Annotated in this window: 15 protein-coding genes; 10 read left to right on the forward strand and 5 right to left on the reverse strand. The window is 48.6% G+C overall.

The features are described from left to right. Window positions 1-788 precede the first annotated feature (788 nt). The 6 genes from ACH10T_RS02800 to ACH10T_RS02825 all read left to right on the forward strand — a co-directional run bounded on the left by ACH10T_RS02800 (window position 789) and on the right by ACH10T_RS02825 (window position 10,877). Complete coding sequence (locus ACH10T_RS02800) at window positions 789-2,600, forward strand: hypothetical protein (RefSeq protein ID WP_394807809.1); 1,812 nt, start codon at window positions 789-791, stop codon at window positions 2,598-2,600. A gap of 443 nt (window positions 2,601-3,043) precedes the next feature. Further along, entirely contained in the window at window positions 3,044-5,425 is a 2,382-nt protein-coding gene (locus ACH10T_RS02805; protein ID WP_394807810.1) for a class I SAM-dependent DNA methyltransferase, read from the forward strand. A gap of 53 nt (window positions 5,426-5,478) precedes the next feature. Then, window positions 5,479-5,976: a hypothetical protein gene (locus ACH10T_RS02810; protein WP_394807811.1), complete on the forward strand. Its 498-nt coding sequence runs from the start codon at window positions 5,479-5,481 to the stop codon at window positions 5,974-5,976. 210 nt (window positions 5,977-6,186) lie between these two features. After that, window positions 6,187-7,530 (forward strand): NADP-specific glutamate dehydrogenase, encoded by a 1,344-nt coding sequence (gene gdhA / locus ACH10T_RS02815; RefSeq protein ID WP_394807812.1) that lies wholly within the window; start codon window positions 6,187-6,189, stop codon window positions 7,528-7,530. A gap of 156 nt (window positions 7,531-7,686) precedes the next feature. Further along, entirely contained in the window at window positions 7,687-9,603 is a 1,917-nt protein-coding gene (locus ACH10T_RS02820) for a transglycosylase SLT domain-containing protein (protein ID WP_394807813.1), read from the forward strand. 41 nt (window positions 9,604-9,644) lie between these two features. Continuing rightward, the gene (locus tag ACH10T_RS02825; protein ID WP_394807814.1) at window positions 9,645-10,877 is read left to right on the forward strand and encodes a multifunctional CCA addition/repair protein; all 1,233 of its coding nucleotides are present in this window, start codon (window positions 9,645-9,647) and stop codon (window positions 10,875-10,877) included. Window positions 10,878-10,940: 63 nt separating this feature from the next. Here ACH10T_RS02825 and ACH10T_RS02830 read toward each other — a convergent pair whose 3' ends face one another. Beyond that, window positions 10,941-12,029: a calcium-binding protein gene (locus ACH10T_RS02830; protein ID WP_394807815.1), complete on the reverse strand. Its 1,089-nt coding sequence runs from the start codon at window positions 12,027-12,029 to the stop codon at window positions 10,941-10,943. Window positions 12,030-12,346: 317 nt separating this feature from the next. On the opposite strand from ACH10T_RS02830, the gene ACH10T_RS02835 reads away from it, so the two are divergent. Further along, on the forward strand, window positions 12,347-12,529 hold the full coding sequence (locus tag ACH10T_RS02835; RefSeq protein WP_394807816.1) for a transposase: 183 nt from the start codon (window positions 12,347-12,349) through the stop codon (window positions 12,527-12,529). Between the two features lie 70 nt (window positions 12,530-12,599). Next, window positions 12,600-12,914 (forward strand): hypothetical protein, encoded by a 315-nt coding sequence (locus ACH10T_RS02840; protein WP_394807817.1) that lies wholly within the window; start codon window positions 12,600-12,602, stop codon window positions 12,912-12,914. 257 nt (window positions 12,915-13,171) lie between these two features. Here the strand turns inward: ACH10T_RS02840 and ACH10T_RS02845 are convergent, their stop codons facing one another. The 4 genes from ACH10T_RS02845 to ACH10T_RS02860 all read right to left on the reverse strand — a co-directional run bounded on the left by ACH10T_RS02845 (window position 13,172) and on the right by ACH10T_RS02860 (window position 17,278). Further along, window positions 13,172-13,789 carry a hypothetical protein gene (locus tag ACH10T_RS02845; protein WP_394807818.1) on the reverse strand — a complete coding sequence of 206 codons (618 nt, stop codon included), beginning with the start codon at window positions 13,787-13,789 and terminating at the stop codon, window positions 13,172-13,174. A 330-nt stretch (window positions 13,790-14,119) separates the two neighbouring features. Beyond that, complete coding sequence (locus tag ACH10T_RS02850; RefSeq protein ID WP_394807819.1) at window positions 14,120-14,470, reverse strand: YdbL family protein; 351 nt, start codon at window positions 14,468-14,470, stop codon at window positions 14,120-14,122. 24 nt (window positions 14,471-14,494) lie between these two features. Next, a complete protein-coding gene (locus tag ACH10T_RS02855; protein WP_394807820.1) occupies window positions 14,495-14,710 on the reverse strand; it encodes a YnbE family lipoprotein in 216 nt (71 codons plus the stop codon). A 102-nt stretch (window positions 14,711-14,812) separates the two neighbouring features. Continuing rightward, on the reverse strand, window positions 14,813-17,278 hold the full coding sequence (locus tag ACH10T_RS02860) for a YdbH domain-containing protein (RefSeq protein ID WP_394807821.1): 2,466 nt from the start codon (window positions 17,276-17,278) through the stop codon (window positions 14,813-14,815). A 215-nt stretch (window positions 17,279-17,493) separates the two neighbouring features. Here ACH10T_RS02860 and ACH10T_RS02865 point away from each other — a divergent pair, with 215 nt between their 5' ends. Both ACH10T_RS02865 and ACH10T_RS02870 read left to right on the forward strand, forming a co-directional pair. Further along, window positions 17,494-18,504, forward strand: a complete 1,011-nt coding sequence (locus ACH10T_RS02865; RefSeq protein WP_394807822.1) for a metal-dependent hydrolase — start codon at window positions 17,494-17,496, stop codon at window positions 18,502-18,504. A gap of 83 nt (window positions 18,505-18,587) precedes the next feature. Continuing rightward, entirely contained in the window at window positions 18,588-19,568 is a 981-nt protein-coding gene (locus tag ACH10T_RS02870) for a DUF4062 domain-containing protein (protein WP_394807823.1), read from the forward strand. Window positions 19,569-19,646 lie beyond the last annotated feature (78 nt).

Consider the following 19,646-nt stretch of genomic DNA (forward strand, 5'->3'; position numbering starts at 1 on the left):
CAGAATTCTAAGTGAAAGTGCAGTTCTGTCAGTAAATATTCGGATTTATTGAGAACATTTTTCTCTTTCTTGCTCTTTGTTATGAAATTTAACAGCGCAACCACTACCACTATTTGGGGGTATCGAATCAAGAATCCAATACCGACAACACGTAACCACAAGGTTACAAAACAAAAGTTATACTTAATCTACCAGCTATATTCTCAATTCACGAACAGTCTCCATGCTTTCTCGAAGCAGAATTTTTTTCAATAAATGCTCTTTAGTATAAAATGAACACCATATAAATTGACATGGGGTATCTGGATAATGGCTAATATGATAGAAGTCGTTTTTTATTCTGTAATTGCATTATTTGCAGGATTAAAAGTTGCGCAGATAATAAAGGAAAAATTCTTAAAATAAGTACGCCAGGTATCCCCATGAATAGGCGCATTCGAGGCGGCCGATGCAAGTCAAAACATCTAAAAATGCAAACTTTAGAGTCTGAGTTTTAGCGCACCATTGCATCGCTGAGATCTAGTACCGAATCACGAATCAAATACCCTCAACGCACACACCGCAAAGTCACAAAACAAAAAATCATGCTTATTTCATCGGCTATATTCTCAATTCGCGACCTGTCCCCTATGCTTTTCGAGATTCTTACATGCCACATTCAATAATTATTTATGGTGATTTGGCAGTCCACACAACTGTATAAATATGTTCCAGAAATACATATCTCTTATTTTTATACAGCGAGGAAAGGGGTTACGCAACACCATTTTTTGTAAGGAAACTTTATTATGCCAATTGTAACTGACTACACCGCACTGCTGACCGGTTCATACTGGGGTGGTATTGAAGTGACTAGTCGTCCGACCTTGATCACTTATTCCTTTGCGACCAGTGCGCCTGTCACCGATGAAGCAGTGATCGGTGCATCCGCCTTTGCCACCTTTCAGGCATTTACCGCCACACAGAAGACCCAAACGCGCGCAGCGCTGGCTGAGTGGGGCAACGCCAGTGGCCTCACCTTTATCGAAGTACCAGCAGGTGCAAGCGAAATCATATTTTCTGCCTATGACTTCACGGGTTCCCCTTATGATGGTGTCGGCGGTGTTGGCTTTTATCCCTTCGGTAATTGGAATTTTTTTTCTTTCCCCAATTACCTCGACGGTTGGAGCGGTGCTGGCAATATATTACTTAACAGTGATTTTGTGACCGCTGGGCAATTTGACTATGGTCTTATTTTGCACGAGATCGGACATGCTCTTGGATTGAAACATCCTACTGAGACTTGGACGAGTGCTGCCAATATTGTGCACGACCAGGTATTGGCGGTGGATGATCCAGCCCTGACGATCATGAGCCAGCTCGGCGGGCCGCTCGTTCATCTTGCAGCCCTTGATATTGCTGCTATCCAGAATATTTATGGACTTAACATTGCTGATCTGACCAACTGGTCTTATGACAGTTTTAACAATATTCTGACTCAGACTGCCGGTATTAGCGACGCCACACTGCGCGGCACCAATATCGGTGACATACTCAATGGCGGTAGCGGCAGCAATGTCCTTACAGGCTTGTTTGGAGATGATTCGATATTCGGAAACGCCGGCAACGATCTGATGTTTGGTGGTTCGGGTAACGACTCACTGAACGGCGGCCCCGGCAATGACACCATGCATGGTGGTATTGGTAATGACAAATATACCGTTAATGCTGTGTTTGATCAGATCATTGAATTCGCTGGAGAAGGCATCGACACCGCGACTTCGAGCGTTACCTACACGTTGCCAGCGGAAGTCGAAAATTTGAAGCTCTCGGGATTTGTGGCGCTTAATGGTACGGGTAATAACCTGAATAACCTGATTACCGGCAATGATGCTGCGAATACTTTGCTGGGTGGCGATGGTAACGACACTCTGGACGGCAAGCTTGGTAACGATAATCTGATAGGAGGCTTGGGCAGCGATAGCTACGTTCTGGATAACGGTAGCGATCAAGTGACTGAGCTTCCAGCTGAGGGCACCGATACCATCAAAACAGGATTTACCTTTAATTTGGTGCCGATTGCCAATGTCGAGAACCTGACACTCATCGGCACATTGGCGATTAATGGTGATGGCAACGGTCTGGCTAATACGCTTACGGGTAATTCCGCTGCCAATACGCTGAACGGCGGTGGTGGTGTCGATAAACTCTTCGGCGCCGCTGGCGAGGATAATCTGAATGGAGGTCTTGGTGCTGATATGCTGACAGGCGGATCCGGTCGCGATACCTTGTCTGGTGGTAGTACGGATGCCGATACCTTTGTCTACACTATACTTACGGATAGCGGTATCGGTGTGGCAAACCGCGACATTATCACCGATTTTGATACCGCTGATCGTATCAGTTTCAAATCGATTGACACCAATCCGATACTCGCAGGTGATCAAGCGTTTACTTTCGTTGGTAGCGGGCTGATCACAGGTAATTGGCAGGTGGGGTATCAGATTATTGGTGCCGATACGCTAGTGCTGATTAACACGACAGGAACCGTAATGCCGGAGATGGAAGTACTGCTGGTCGGGTACAACATTGGATTGACAGCATCGGATTTCATGCTTTAGCACACGGGCGTTTACCGCCTGACAGAATCGCTAGTTAGTTATGGTGAGATTAGTACCACTTCATTGGAAAGCACAACGAGGGTGGTACCGAATCACGAATTCAGAGTGCAAAACAAAAATTTGAAGTGGCTGTGATGGGTTTTGAGCTAACCATCGGTGTCGAAACTGCGTGTGTACATCTGGCCATTTTCTCCCACATCAAGCTTTCAAAGTTTGAATCAAATCAATTCCCGGGTGACGCAAGCTTATTCGGGCTACTTGGCTGTCCCCATGCGTGAGTCAATAATAATCCAGATGTTAAAACCGGTTTGATCGACATCCGGAGAATTAAAACTACTCATCTAGGTTACAGCGGTAAGCAGGAAACATTGCTTTTGTTGCTGTTTGAATTGCTATATTCTCAAGTATTCGAAGCAAACCTGATAACACCTGAATAAAACCTCATGACACCTGAAGAATTCATTAAAACCTGGACTCAAAACGATTTAACCGAAAAATCGGGAGCGCAGTCGTATATCGAGGATTTGTGCGACTTGTTGCAAATCGACAAGCCGCGTAACTCGGAGGATTTTTGTTACGAAAAAGGTGCGATCAAAGATGGCGGTGGGCAAGGCTGGGCTGATGTCTGGAAGCGTGACTGTTTTGCCTGGGAAAACAAAAAGCCCGGTCGCGATCTCAAGGCTGCTTTAGCGCAATTGCGTGAATACTCGGGCAATCTTGGTAATCCACCGCTGCTGATTGTGTGCGACCGCGAGCGCATCGAAATCCACACCGTGTTTCGCGGTTACCCGGATGAGCCGCGCAGTATCCTGCTTAAAGATATTAGTGATCCGATCAATCTGCAAATTCTGCGCTGGGTATTTACTGATCCGGATAAACTCAAACCGTTGAAATCCAATGCGGCAATTACTGCCGAAGCCGCCGGACAATTTGCTGAATTGGCGGAAGCGATGCGCGAACGCGACATCGAACCGCAGCAAGTGGCACATTTTTTGACTCAATGCATTTTCTGCATGTTTGCCGAAGACGAAGGTTTGCTGCACACCAGTCCTACTGGGGACAATGAAATTTTTACCGGTATTCTCAAATCCGCTCACGCTGACCCCAATAAAGCTGCTGTCCGGATTAAAAACCTGTTTACCGCGATGCAGAAAAAAGGCGGCATATATGGTAATGACGATATTGCTTGGTTCAACGGCGGTCTGTTCAAAACCATATCCGTTCCGTCGCTTATCGAAACCGACCTAAGTATTTTGTATCGCGCCGCCAAAAACAGAGATTGGCGAGCGATTGATCCCACTATTTTTGGCACCATGTTCGAGCGTGGCCTTGATCCGAATTGCCGGGTGCAACTGGGCGCGCACTACACCGATGTCGCCACCATCAACAAACTGATCGAGCCACTGATTACCCGGCCATTGAGCGTCGAATGGCAAGCCGTTAAAACAGGAATCATTGCCGCGCTGGCAAATGCCGATAAAGTGAAATCGGCAACCGCTAAAAAACAGCACCGCAAAGCTGCGGCGGATCTGTATCACGGTTATCTGGAACGTTTACGCAACTTTCGGGTATTGGACGCAGCCTGTGGTTCGGGTAATTTCCTTTATCTGGCTTTACATGCGCTGAAAGATTTGGAACATATCGCCCAATTAGATGCCGAGGTGCTCGGCCTGGGCAAACAACTCACCATCGAAACCGGAACCAGCAATGTACTTGGACTGGAAATCAACGAATATGCCGCCGAACTGGCGCGGGTGACAGTGTGGATCGGCGACATCCAATGGTGTCAGCGCAACGGCAGATTGATTAATAAAAACCCAATTCTCAGTAGCTTGGACAGTATCCAGCACCGCGACGCGTTGCTCAACGCCGATGGCACGGAAGCGCAGTGGCCGCAAGCTGACGTGATTGTCGGCAATCCGCCATTTCTAGGGGATAAAATCATGCGTGGCGAGCTTGGCGACGATTATGTGACCACTTTGCGTAACTGCTACAAAGGCAGAGTTCCAGGTGGCGCAGATTTGGTTTGCTATTGGTTCGACAAGGCGCGACAGCAAATTGAGAACGGTTACGCAAAAGCGGCAGGATTGGTTTCCACAAATTCGATACGGCAGAAGCGCAATCGCATTGTGTTGGAAAATATCCTGCTAACAATGCCCATATTTGAAGCTTGGCCTGACGAAGATTGGTTCGATGCCGGTACTGCGGTGCGCGTATCGCTGGTGTGTTTTGGCGATGCCGGATTGGCTTTCACTCGATTGGCAGGCGAACCAGTAGCTGTTATTCATGCCGATTTGGCAGCCAGCAACGATGCCGATGATGTGCTGGATCTGACGCAGGCCAAGCCTTTGATTACCAACAAAGATAAATCTTTCTTCGGTTTGTGCTTAGCCGGACCGTTCAAAGTGGATACCGCTAACGCGCTCGCATGGCTGAAAGATACCGGTAATCCGAACAGTCGACCGAACAGCGATGTAGTGCGGCCCATATACAATGGTTCCGACATCACCCGGCGCTGGGCGGGCAACTGGGTGGTGGATTTTTCCGGCTTGGAACAAGAAAAAGCCAGTGATTACTTGGTCCCTTTTGCTTATGTCGAGAGCAACGTGAAACCATTGCGTATTAATAACAATCGCGCGGCACGAGCGGAAAGATGGTGGCAACACGGTGAGAAGCGTCCCGGAATGCGAGCTGCTCTTGCAGGACTCTCTTACTATATCGCTACCCCGGAAACTGCCAAGCACCGCTTCTTCGTTAAATTCCCAGTGCAAGTGGCCCCAGAGCACAGATTGATCGTAATTCCTCGGCAAGATGATACACTTTAGGAATTCTTTCTTCTCGCTTCCATTGCGTTTGGGCACTGGCTGCGGGTGGGACTTTGGAAGACAGGCCCGTCTATAACTCAACTCTATGCTTTGAAAGTTTCCCTTTCCCACCTGGTTTCGATCTCAGCACCAGACTCGTATCAGATAGCGAGCCATTCCAGACCATCGCTATTGCTGCCGCCGATCTCAATGATTGGCGCGAGAAATGGCTCAACCCGAAAGACTGGCTGGATTGGGTGCAAACCGACGAAGAGCGCATCGCTGGTTTTCCGCCCCGGCCAAACCCTAAACCTGAACATGCCGTCGAATGGAAGAAACGTACGCTGACGAACCTTTACAACGAGATGCCCGCCGGGCTGAAACTGCGCTATGAAAAGCTCGACACCGCTGTTGCCAAAGCGTATGGCTGGAACGATTACACGACGGACATGGATGAGGCGGAAATTTTGCAGCGTTTGCTAAAATTAAATTTGCAGCGAGCCAGTGGCAAAAGCCCGTCAATAGTTTCAGGGAAAACCGGTGGAGACATTGAACTTAAACACGGCGAATGATCGCGCATTTTGCAACACTTTGGCTTCGTCCAACGAACCTGCTCTGCAGGATTTCTAGTATAAAATCGTGCCCCAATAAGCAAAAAAATGACTTTAATTAAATTACATTGGTAAAAATCCTATCTTTTAATAAAAATACAGTGCAGCCTGTACATTAATTTGGCAGAATTAGGCTATTTGAAATAACCTTTCACTAACCGGGAAAATGAAATGAAATATAAGAGCCTTCAAGAGTTCAGCGCTTATGTGGCTGAGCGTAATCCTAATCAACCAGAGTACATGCAAGCGGTTACTGAGGTCGTGGAGAGTTTGTGGCCTTTTATTATGGAACATCCACGTTATGCGGAGCATGGCTTGCTGGATCGCTTGGTCGAGCCGGAGCGGGTGATTATATTTCGTGTGTCCTGGGTTGATGATCATGGTGAAGTCAAAGTTAATCGCGGTTACCGGATACAACACAGTTCTTCCATCGGGCCTTATAAAGGCGGTGTCCGGTTTCATCCTTCGGTGAATTTATCGATCCTTAAATTCCTGGCGTTTGAACAGACCTTCAAGAATGCATTGACGACGCTGCCGATGGGCGGCGGTAAAGGCGGTTCCGATTTTGATCCGAAAGGGAAAAGCCCCGGTGAAGTTATGCGGTTCTGTCAGGCTTTTATCTGTGAATTGTTCCGTCATATCGGCTCCGATACCGACGTTCCCGCCGGCGATATCGGCGTGGGCGGGCGTGAAGTCGGATTCATGGCGGGCATGATGAAAAAATTATCCAATCGCGCGGATTGTGTGTTTACCGGGAAAGGATTGAGTTTTGGCGGATCACTGATACGTCCGGAAGCGACGGGTTACGGCACGGTGTATTTTGCCCAGGAAGTGTTGAAACATGCCGGGCGTTATCTGGAAGGCATGCGCGTTTCTGTTTCCGGTTCGGGCAATGTGGCGCAATTTGCCGTGGAAAAGGCAATGGCAAATGGCGCCAAGGTGGTTACCGTATCCGATTCGAGCGGCACGATTGTGGATGAAGCTGGCTTTACCCCGGAAAAACTGGCGATTCTGGCCGAAGTGAAGAATCATTTGTATGCGCGCCTGGATGAATATGCCAAACGTGTCAATGTAACTTACTTGCCGGGTGTAAAACCTTGGCATGTGCCAGTGCAAGTGGCATTGCCGTGCGCGACACAAAATGAAATCAATGGCGAGGACGCGCAAACCCTGGTTAAAAATGGCGTTATTTGTGTTGCCGAAGGCGCCAACATGCCATCGACTGCGGAAGCCGTTGAGTGTTTTATCCATAACAAGGTACTGTATGCGCCGGGTAAAGCGAGTAACGCAGGCGGTGTGGCAACGTCCGGGCTGGAAATGAGCCAAAATGCAATGCGTATGTCCTGGACACGCGAAGAAGTGGACGCGCGCTTGCAGGAAATTATGCAGGCCATTCACAAATCCTGCCTGAAGTACGGCACTAAACCCGATGGCAGTGTTAATTATGTGGATGGCGCCAATATTGCCGGATTTGTTAAAGTAGCTGAAGCCATGCTGGGTCAGGGCGTTATCTGATTGTTATTGCCGGTTTATAGACTGGCCGTTAAAATTTCACATAACTTGAAGCATGACACTGGATTATCGCGGCGCTGCTGCGATAATCCGGGTTGATTGTAGAGTGATCGTTTCCGTCTCTTTATTGAAGTCTCCATTCGTTGTACCTTATTAGCTATGAGAAATTACCTTTTTGGATTAATCCTTTTAGCTTATGCTGGAACACTATCAGCAAATCAGGACAGCGATTTTCTTGATGCCCGGCAAGCATTTCAGGCTAGTGATTCGAAGCGCTTGGACGATTACGCCAGACGGCTGCAACGCCACGCGCTATGGCCTTATGTGGAATATTATCAATTCCGCATGGTGTTGCAATCGACCGATATCGCAACAATCAGAAATTTTTTGCAGCGGCACGAAGGCAGTCTGGTTGCAGATCGATTAAGGGCTGACTGGCTCAAGATGCTGGGAAAAAATCAACAGTGGAACCTTTTTGACGCTGAATACCCACTGTTGGTTAATAAGGATACCGAGCTATTGTGCTATTACTATCAGCGCCGCCTAAGTGCGCATGATAAAACGGCGCTGACGGATGCGCGGTCATTGTGGTCTACGCCTACCAGCATGCCGGACAGCTGCACACCTATTTTTCAGGCACTCATTTCCAGCGGGCAGATTTCTCAGCAAGATATTTGGACACGGATCCGGGCTGCGCTAGAAGAAGGTCAAACCGGAGTGGCCACACATGTTAATCGTTATTTAACTGGCAACGATGCGCTGAACAGTGCCGATTTGAATAATGCCGCCAAGAATCCGCAGCGTTACCTGGAGACGCTGAAAAGCAGAATTAAAACGCGAAGTGATCGTGAAATTGTGCTGTTTGCATTACTGCGCCTGCTGCGCAATGATACGAACCAAGCGTATGTGCAGTGGCTAAAAATAAAAGATCAGTTCACCGCATCGGATCGGTCTTATTTCCTCGGAAGACTGGGGTATCGGGCTGCAATGCGGCATGATTCCCGCGCACTGGATTGGTTCAAGGAGGCGCAAAATACCGCGCAACCTTACCCGCCCTCGGATACCGTGCTCGCCTGGCAGGTACGTGCCGCATTGCGGGTTACCAACTGGGATGAAGTCCTGAAAACCATCAACAGAATGTCGCCAGCGGAGCAGCAGGTCGATACATGGCGTTACTGGAAAGCGCGCGCATTAAAAGCAAAAGGGGAAACGCTGGAAGCGCATAACATTCTTATTCCACTCAGCGATGAGCACAGTTTTTACGGCCAATTGGCAAGAGAAGAACTGGGAACCATGCTCAGCATTGCGGACAAAACATATCGCGTCAGCAATAGCGAAGTGATCGCAATGGATCGCAAACCCGGCATTCAACGTGCCCTGGCTTTCTCCCGTATGAATTTACGTACCGAAGCGTACCGTGAATGGAGCTGGACCGTCCGCAATTTTAGCGACCCGGAGTTACTGGCCGCAGCGGAAGTGGCCCGCCGTCATGGTATGTATGATCGCGCGATTAACACGGCAAACCGGACCGTGTCGCAGCATGATTTTAGTCTGCGCTTTTTATCACCGCACCGAGAAACACTCAAAAAGGTTTTGCGGCAACACGAACTGGATGAAGCCTGGGTTTATGGTCTAATCCGGCAGGAAAGCCGCTTCATTGCGGATATCAAATCCCATGCCGGGGCAGCAGGTCTGATGCAACTGATGCCCGCTACCGCCGAGTGGGTTGCCAAGCAATTAGGAATACAGAATTTTCGCCAGAATATCGTGGTGGATGTGAATACCAATCTGCAACTGGGCACGTATTATCTCAAGCATGTGCTCGGTACGCTGGATAATCAGCCACTACTGGCTTCAGCCGCCTATAATGCCGGGCCAGGACGAGCCAGGCGCTGGCGCGATAATACCGTGCCGCTGGAAGGCGCGATTTATGCTGAGACGATTCCTTTTAATGAGACGCGGGATTACGTCAAAAAGGTTTTGAAGAACTCGATGTATTACGCCAAAGTTCTGGATCACGGGAACGATTCGCCAACGCTTAAGCAGCGGCTGGGCGTTGTGCGGGCGGCGAAATAACGGTTGGTTAAATTTTTATTCATTCAGCGTTAGAGTCGACATTGAAAACTTATCTGGTAGGCGGTTCCGTGCGCGATGAACTGCTGGGATTGCCCGTCAAAGATCATGATTATGTGGTTGTGGGCGCTTCGCCGGAGGAAATGGAGCGGCTGGGCTATCGTCCGGTCGGCAAGGATTTTCCGGTTTTTTTGCATCCGCAAACGCATGAACAGTATGCATTGGCGCGTACGGAACGAAAAATTTCGCGTGGATATAAAGGATTTGAGGTGTTTGCCTCACCGCAAGTCACCTTGCAGGAAGATTTGGCGCGGCGTGACTTAACCATCAACTCGATTGCCAAAGACGAAGCAGGCAATATCATTGACCCGTTTAACGGCGTTGCGGATCTGGAAGCCGGCATACTGCGCCATGTGAGTCCTGCGTTTTCCGAAGATCCGGTGCGTATTCTCAGAGCTGCACGCTTTGCGGCGCGTTTCAGTTTCCGCATTGCACCGGAAACGCTGGCGCTGATGAGTGACATGGTGCATAACGGCGAAGTGGATGCGCTGGTGCCGGAGCGTGTCTGGCAAGAGCTCGCGCGCGGATTGATGGAAGAAAATCCCTCAAGAATGTTCTATGTGCTGCGTGAATGTGGTGCCCTGTCGCGTATCCTGCCCGAAGTCGACGTGTTGTTTGGTGTTCCGCAGCCGGCGCATGCACACCCTGAAATCGATACCGGACTGCACATCATGCTGGCCATCGATTACGCTGCTGCAAAAAATTATTCGTTGCCGGTGCGTTTTGCAACGCTGACGCATGATTTAGGCAAAGGCACGACACCGCCAGAGGAATGGCCGCGCCATATCGGGCATGAAGCGCGCAGCATTGATTTGACGCGGAATTTATGCGAACGCATCAGAATCCCCAAAGATGTGCGTGATCTGGCGTTACTGGTGGCTCGCTATCACGGTAATGTGCATCGGGCGGAAGAACTCAAGCCATCTACGCTAACGGATATACTGCAAGCGGTTGACGCCTACCGGAAACCCGGGAGATTCGAAGAATTTTTGCAAGCGTGTGCGTGTGATTTTCATGGACGGCCCGGTTACGCAGCGAGACCTTATGTTCAGGCTGAACGATTCCAAAGGGCCTATGCTGCAGCGAAAAGTGTTGATGCCGGTGCAATTGCGGGGGAATTGAGCCAGAGTCTTGCGGATCCCACAAAATTACCCCTGGCAATTAACACGAAGGTACGCGAGGCGAGAATCACCAGAATAAAAGCTGAATTAATCTGAGAACGGCTTCAGAAAAATCACGCCCCGCGTAGTACGCGATGCTGAGAATGAAAGCCTATGCTCCTAAGCGAACACTACACCGCTTTGCTGAAGTCCGACTAGATCGATATTCGTTGCGTTGACTTCAGAATTAGCGGCAATTTCCAGCAATTCCGCTTGAGTCAATGATCCGCCACTGCCCTGTAGCAATCCAACATAAAAATCATGTTCCGCAGATGATGGCGCCGCGCCCACTACGTTCTGGAAGACATTATCCACAAAATCCCCATTGCTAGGATTACCCAACACGCCGATCACGAGTTGTGCTACTTGCAACATACTTTGGTCGGAATCGAACAGATTGAGTCCGATACCGACATAATCAGGGTGTTCCTGAATAGTCGGCGCATCGAACGCCGCACCGATGAGTAAAGCTGTGTTGCTGGCTGCTTGTCCGGCATTGAGATCAATCGCGATATTTTTGTCGGCAAAATGTAAGCGCTCGATACCGGTGAGTATATCGTTGCCATTCGGCCCAGAAACATTGAGACCGGAGATTGAGCCGAGGATCGAGTAGTCCGCACGATTGCTGGTGTAGATTGCAGTATCAACACCCAGGCCGCCATTCAATGTGTCATTACCCTCCGCACCTTCCAGCGTATCTTGCCCGCCGGCGCCCAGGATAAAATCATCTCCTGATGTGCCCACCAAATTGTCCAGATTATCTGTCCCTGAGATCACACCGCTCGGTACAGTGCTGATGTTACCCGCAAAATTTGCGGGTGAATTGACTCCAGTGGAACCATCCTGGTTAAGTGACAATGTTCCATCAACCGGTAATGCGGCGTAAGTAATCGTGCCTCCAATCATTCCGGGGAAGCTCACGGTGCCATTGGTAGTAAACAAGAATCCATTCGGAATGATGTAGTCAGGCGTCACAATACCCAAGTCTGAAAATCCTTGCGTTGCAACCAGTACCGACTTGCCGTTGGTCACTTCGCTGGGTAGATTGGTGGGGATATTGAAAGTATTGGTGGTGACGCCGTCGCTCGAGGTAATAGTATGCCCCGCCCATTCGTCTTCGCCGTCAACATCTCCTACAAACTCGATGAATTGAACAGTTCCGTCAGCATTTGAATAGACTTCGTTAATGTGGAATACGTGGAATGTCATTTTTTGCTCCAGTAATGTTTAATTTAAGTAATGATCAGAACAGTGAATAATGCTCCCAATCGCTATTTATAAATTTATATGCGGAGGCACGGACAGTCTGTTCGGTAACGAACATTGATAAAGAACTTTGCACGGGCAGAGTCAGTTTCAGATGCGATTAATGGCATAATAATGTTTATAATCATATGATTGATATCATTGATATGAGTTTATCGGAGTTTGATGTCACCCGCCGCACTCGTAAAGGAAACTTCCTCAATCAAATCGATCAACTGATTGATTGTGGGCACCGATAGAAAAAGCAATTGCCCCGCATTATGCCCCTGTATCAGATGCCGCAGGCCGTCCGGCCTGGTGGTCTCAGCGATGAAGTGGTAGAAGACATGGCTAATTCGAATCTGCACGTCATGCGCTTTTGGGGTTTATATCTGGAAGACGATGTGCCGGATCATTCGGTATTATCCCGTTTCAGAACCCGATTGACCGCAGCTGGCGCATGATTTAGGCAAAGGCACGACGCCGCCGGAGGAGCGGCCGCGCCATATCGGACATGAAGCGCGCAGCATTGATTTGACGCGGAATTTATGCGAACGCATCAGAATTCCCAAGGATTCGCGCGACCTTGCGTTACTGGTGGCTCGCTATCACGGTAATGTGCATCGGGCGGAAGAACTCAAGCCATCTACGCTGGCGGATATACTGCAGGCGGTTGATGTTTACCGGAAACCCGGGAGATTCGAAGAATTTTTGCATGCCTGTGCGTGTGATTTTCATGGGCGTCCCGGTTACGCAGCGAGACCTTATGTTCAGGCTGAACGATTCCAAAGGGCCTATGCTGCAGCGAAAAGTGTAGATGCTGGCAAGATTGCAACTGAACTTAGTTAGAAAATTCTCGATTCTAACGAATTACCCGCTGCAATCCATCCTCAAGTCCGCGCAATGCGTATAGCAACCATAAAATCTAAGTTGAATTAAGTTCGCGTTAACAGGCCGCTGAAAAACTATCTGCGTTATCGCTGCGGTGTTAGAAACAAGCTAAAAATGCTCATTTATTAAGCATAAACTGCGCTTTTTCGCCTGTCTTTTCCTTGCAACGACTGTGCCTCTCTCTCGAATACGTTTTTCAACAGCCTGTTAGATCTCTACTTCGCTCGCTTAGGAAATGTTCGTACCTGCGGCGGAGAAGTCAGATCAGTTTTGTTAAAGCTGATTAGGAATAATACTGTGTATGAGTTATAAAACGTGTCAGCAATAAACGGTGAAGAGGATGCTATAAAACGGCCAGATGGCATATCAAAAACATCTAAATGGAATCTGATGTAACCACTCTGTAGATCTGCCTTAAAGAATGCTAATTCAGGCAATGAAATAGGTATCAACGAAGCTTGTATGGGAGGAATTCCAAAGAACGTATTACCTACTTCGGAACCCAGAGAATCAATTACAAGATTAACCCGATGAGTCGCATTTTCTGGACCATCCTGAACCGTATATCCCAAAAATCCTAGCCATCCTGCCACTATCCCTTTTGCCATATCTTTATCGGGCGTCAATCCAGTAACATCTAGTTTAACGACTGCCCCTTTGGGTATCGGTAATGGCAAATCAATCTGTTTAGGCAGACTGCGCGTGATTGCTTCACTAATAAGTAGTTGCTCAGTTGCTGTTCTTGCCGAATTTGTTACTTTTTGTGTTGTTGAGCAGGCGGATAAAAATCCAATGAGCAGACTTAAAAAAAGCAGATGGATTGTTTTTTTCATGACAAATATCCTTATTAATATTTTTTAGATTTAATTCCTCGCCGTTTGTGGCGGGAGTGTTTTATTTTCATAGTTTGATGACTTCTTTTTTGCGGCCCCGTGATCTGTAGCAAAGCATATTGGGATTGTCAAACTAAATTGATTATGTGTACTCCTCTGTTACAGATAGAGGCAGTGATAACATAACCGGGGGCTATCATGGCACAGATTGCGGGAAAAGAGCCGTGTCTTCGATTGTTTGGATGCGCTTGAAACATATCTGAAAAGCGTACTAAGCGCCTTGAGTCAAATCAGGAAATCATGCACGGCATTTCCAGATCTTTTTCCGGGTTACTTCTTTTTCCACTGCCCATCGATCTGAATCCAGGTTCCTGCTGGAACTTTCTGGATAATCTCTGCTGCATACACTTTTCCTACCTGCTCAATGTCTATGCCCTGTGCGGCGGCTTTTTCCTGGTAAATGGCTTTGCGCTTGGTGTTAATCGCATCGGCTTCCGCCTGGGCACTCGCGTCTCTTGCCACGACGTAGCCTTCATACGTTTCACCAATCGCACCCGATGCGCGCAGGTTATCGAGCGCATCAGCCCATGCCGGTATTGCGCAGAGTGCTAGAGCTAGCAAAATAGCACCGCTGATTCCCGCTAGCGGTTTTTTAACTGTCAATTTTGGAATACGCTGCATAGTGTTCTCCTTTCTCATTTAATATCAGAAAATACCGGGGTTGGCCGCGATATCTTTCTTGGCTTCTTCTTCAAGCTTTACCCGAATATCAGCATCCAGCTTGATATTGAGATTAATCGTAATCGGCTCCTTCGGAGTTTCCAGCTTGACTGTCGGTGCGCACGCGGTGATCACCAGGCAGCAAAGGATCAGGATCACTGTGGCGCGTATTATGTTTGTTATTCGATCAATTTTGCGCATGATTGCACTCCTTTTCTAGTGGATTCCAAAGCCGTTTTTTCTGGCCGAGAACCGGTAATGAGCATAACTGTGCTCTATGGCTATAATATGGTGCAGCCTAACTTAATGACGCCTGAATGCATTGCGCAGAACTTCATGGGATAAATTGTAGCCCTGATTAATCGTCTGCAGAATTTTGTCGATATCACTTTCCAAATTGATATTCAAGCGGAAAACCTGCCCATCTTTAACCGCAGGATTATTTCCCAGCAACGAAAGTTTGGCGATCAAGCCATGTGTTGCCGATTTATCCAGATCCAGTGACAGCTCGGTGTAATGGAAATCCTGCACGGCTTGCAGCAACAGGTTCATCTCTTCACCCGCGGTGGCTAACAGTTGTGAAGCTTTTGCGGATTGGAAGCGCAAAACACCCGGTGCCTTTGCTGCTAAATGGCCTTTTCTTATCATAACCTGATTATCTTCCAAGCGGATCGGAATCTGACCATCCAGATGCCCGCTTCCGGTAAGCCCATCGATTTGAATCAGGTTAAAAAAGGCTTTCAGATCGATGTTGTTCACGTGGACCAGGACATCAGTGTGTGCAGCGGCAGGATTAATGATCGTGGGCGCCAATGACAGGATGCCATCCATCATGGAAAATTGCGCTTTCTCAAGCACGATACGCGGTGGATCCGCGCTTTCGATCTGATAGGAAACCAGCAGATTTTCTACCGGAATGCCGAAATCAATGCGCCGGATCGTGATGGTCTGCTGCGGTAGGCTGCTGGGCGATAATAAGTTCTCTAAATTGAGCGATGCATTAAGATCGTCTATTTTGGCGGTTTCATGGGCAAACGATACATGGCGCAATTCAAACGCGCCGCGACTGCTATGCACGCCCTGATTGGACCACTTGAATTGCGCGCTCGCGCTGATCTGACCACTCACCGCTTCCAACCGGGATAAAGCAGGGGAAAGTGCGCTGGGCTGCAAACGGTCTGGCGAGGAATTGAGCGGAACAATTTCTGCTTTTAACATCCCATTACCGCTATCGGGCGAATGCTTTCCAGTGATTTTTAAATAGTGTAAATCCGGTACGCCGCCCACAACGTTTAATGCATACACCGCTGGTTCCCCATCAGCAGCTTCATTCCGGATGCCGCCGGAAATAGACAACGTTGCGAACAGCGGCTCGGGTGCCAGATGTTGCAGTTGGCCGATGGCAAAATCAGCGGCAGTGCCGGTTTCTGGGTCATTCAGATGTAGCGTGGCGGAGATAGCCTTCAATTGCAATTGAGATTGCGGTAATAATACCGCCGCATCGCTGAGGGTAAACCGTGCCTGATACTTTTCTGTGGCGTCGAACGCTCCGGTCAAGACTATTTTCCCGGGGTGAATCTGTGCCTCAATGGCCGGAGATTTGTCTTGATCAACTAGCAAGGAGAAATCTGCCGGTATCACAGCAATATCATGTTTGAGTGCCAAGCCCTGCGAATTCTTGACCAGCTCCAGATCGGCTTGGGAAATTGAAAGCTTCAGAGGATTCTGGAAATGCAAAGCAGTGCCGGAGTCAATCTTGCCCAAGGTAACCTGCCCCGGATTGCGGAGTCCAATGCGCCAGCTATCCTGATCGAGATTAATCTGCATCGGTAATGAAACAGAAATCTTCTGGATATTCATAGGGCCAACCATTGATTGGCCGCCATCAATTTCCAAATCGAGCTGCCCTGACCAGGAATCCGACAATCCGCGGATATCTCCTGTGATGCTGATTTGATCAATAGCCATGTCATGCAATGGGAATGCTGCCGGGTTTTTATCAGCCTGTTCAGAAACCGGCTTCGCGGACTTTTTTCCTGACAATTGAACTTTGGATAACGCAAACTCGGTGACAATATGTTGCAGCCGCATCGCCGCAACTGTGAAAGTTGCATCGCCTACAAAACTGGAAATTTTTGCTTCGGGCAAGTTCAGCATGCCTTCTGCAACAGTGACTTTACCCCGCATATTCCCCTGCTTATCCAGAGTCGCAGCCAATGTGCCTTTGGTTTGACCGAGTGAACCGGAGACCACGGCGATGAAACGTATCGCCTGAGTACCCGGCTGGTCTTGCTGGATGTCGCCAGATAGCGCAATCGTGGCATTGCCAGCCGTTGCGTGAAGGTGAATTGCCGAGTCATTCAGAGAAAAGTTAGGCAACCAGGGTATGCTGATATCGCTTCCAGCAGTCGATGTCATGGCTTGCACCGAATCCGAAGGGGAGTGCTCTTTACTCAAGTCGAGCACCCATTGCAAACCGCTGATCTCAACCGATGCCGGTTTTCCGGCGAGCAGATCCTGCAGTTGCCAAGCGACCAGAATTTTTCCAACACGCAATTCCTTGTTATTCCCTGCTGTCAGATCCTGCAAGTGTAAGGAATTGAGTGAAATATCGAGAACCGAAATGGATTGCAATGGCATTCCCTGTTTTTCCAATTGGTGGCTGATCAGTGCTTCCAACAGGGGATTGCGGAATGCATAGAGACTAACGCTAGCAAAAATAATCAGACTGACTAGAGCCAGTAACCCGGATTTTAACCGTTTGCCCATTTGATGAATTGGTAATGGTTGTAATAGCGCATTGATTTCTCGATTAGACTTTACTGATAGGCTCTTATGTGCCGCGACAAGATAGTATAACCTGCCAGTTTTATTTATATCCTTTATGTTTGGGCAATGCCCGGCAAGAATAAATCGCGATCGGACCATTTATCCTTTTATACTATGTCTCTTTTATAATTTTTTATTTCAGACCCTTAACAAATATGGATTTATTGACCCAGGGATTGCTCGGCGCCACGATGGCGCAATCAGGTGCCAAGCAACAGGAAACGCGCATTGCAACCGGCATTGGTTTTTTTGCCGGAATCGCTGCGGATGCGGATATTTTGATTCAGTCGTCGAATGATCCGTTATTGAATATCGAGTTTCATCGTCATTTCACGCATTCGCTGTTTTTTGTGCCGTTCGGCGCCTTGATTGCAGCGCTGCTGCTGTGGCCATTTCTGCGCAAGCGCCTGCCCTTTGCCCGTCTGTATTTATTTGCTTTGCTGGGTTATTGTTTGAGCGGCGTGCTGGATGCGTTTACCAGTTATGGCACGAATCTGCTCTGGCCAGTGAGCGATGCCCGAGTGGCGTTTAATATCATTTCAGTGCTGGATCCGGTTTTCACGCTGATCTTGCTGGTTGCCGGGGTGATTGCTTTCAGGAAATACAATCACACGGCAGCCCGGATTGGATTACTGCTCGCGGCGGTTTACCTATCATTCGGCTGGATGCAACTGCACCGTGCCGAAACCGTCGCGGAAACATTGATTGCGGAAAGAGGGCATCGTGCGGAACAATTGCTAGTGAAACCGACACTCGCCAATCTAGTACTCTGGCGTTCCATCTACGAATTTGAAGGCAGGCTCTATGTGAATGCGATCCGGGTCGGTTTATTCTCCGAGCCGCGCATTTATCCGGGAGAATCCGTTGAAAAATTTGTCTTGGAACGCGACTTGAGCACATTGCCGCCGTCGTCGGTTCTGGCAAACGATATTGCACGCTTCAGCCATTTCTCGGCAGGATTGCTCGCGATCCGACCGGAACAACCGAATGTGCTCGTGGATGTGCGTTATTCCAATTTACCGATGACGCTGGCGCCGCTCTGGGGCATTGAAATCAACCCGGAACAACCCGATCAGCATGCAAAATATACGCTTTACCGGGATTCATCGAGTGCAACACGTGAGAAATTTTTGAAGTTGCTGCTGGGTGAGCATATTTTGGATTAATACCAATTGATTTCACACCTATCTATTTTGAGAAATTTTCAGGCGACTTTCGCCTATGACCCGATTACCTTTTTCTTTTCTGATTGATCATAAGAGTCTATCTTTCTTCCACATTGAACGACCTGGGGCCTGAGCGCGAAGCAGTCCGGAAAGCACTGGGTGGTCATTGCACGGTTGTTGAAAGTTATACGGCTGATGAGCGCAGTCTTCGCAAGAGTTGCCTGGAAGATGTTGCGGGGTGCGATGTCTATATCGGTATTATTGGTCGTCGTTACGGATTTATCCCTCCCGGTCAGTCATTTTCCATTACTGAGCTTGAATATCAGCGGGCGCGTGAATATGAGCTGCCGACATTTATCTTCATCAAGGACGATGGCGCGATCTTAAGTCTATTTCACGACGGCATCAATAATGAGAATCCGCCCGATCGGATCGAGTCATTCCGACAACGCGTTAATAATGGTACTGAAGAAGCTGTACGCTCTAAAATCTTCAAGACTACAGAAGATCTCACGACAGAAGTCATGAGTGCCCTCTTGCGTTATTCCAATCGGCACGGCGTTATCCCGCCGAAACGCATTACGGGTCGTCCATATCCGGGTTTGCGCGCTTTTTTGACCACCGAGTCAGATCGATTCTTCGGCCGGGATGCGGAAATCGAAGCGTTGACTGAACGTCTCATTGCCCGCAGCGAACGCTTTCTTGCGGTGATCGGGCCTTCGGGTTCGGGTAAATCCTCGCTGGTGTACGCAGGATTAATTCCAGCCCTTGAGGAGAACGCGATAACAGGAAATGTTCGCTGGATTCCAGTCAGTTTTTCCCCGCGCGAACTGGGCGATGATCCGTTCCAACCCCTGGCGGCTGCCTTGAGAAAATCATTTCCAGACCAAAACTGGCGCGTGCCGGATCTGACGGAGCGGCTACAGACGCATCCGGCCGATATTGCCGCTGTGGTGAGCGATGCGTTGGGGCAAGCTGGCGCAGCCGCCCAGCTTCTGCTGTTCGTCGATCAATTTGAGGAAGTATTTGCCAGTAAGGTTGCTGAAGGGGTTCTGTCGCATTAAGCGCAAAAATGCATATTTTGGATGAGCTGGCATGCCATCCCTTTAAACTAGACGGATTTATTCTGCCAGCGCATAAAA

The sequence above is a fragment of the Nitrosomonas sp. genome (genome assembly GCF_043753625.1).
Classification (GTDB): Bacteria; Pseudomonadota; Gammaproteobacteria; order Burkholderiales; family Nitrosomonadaceae; genus Nitrosomonas.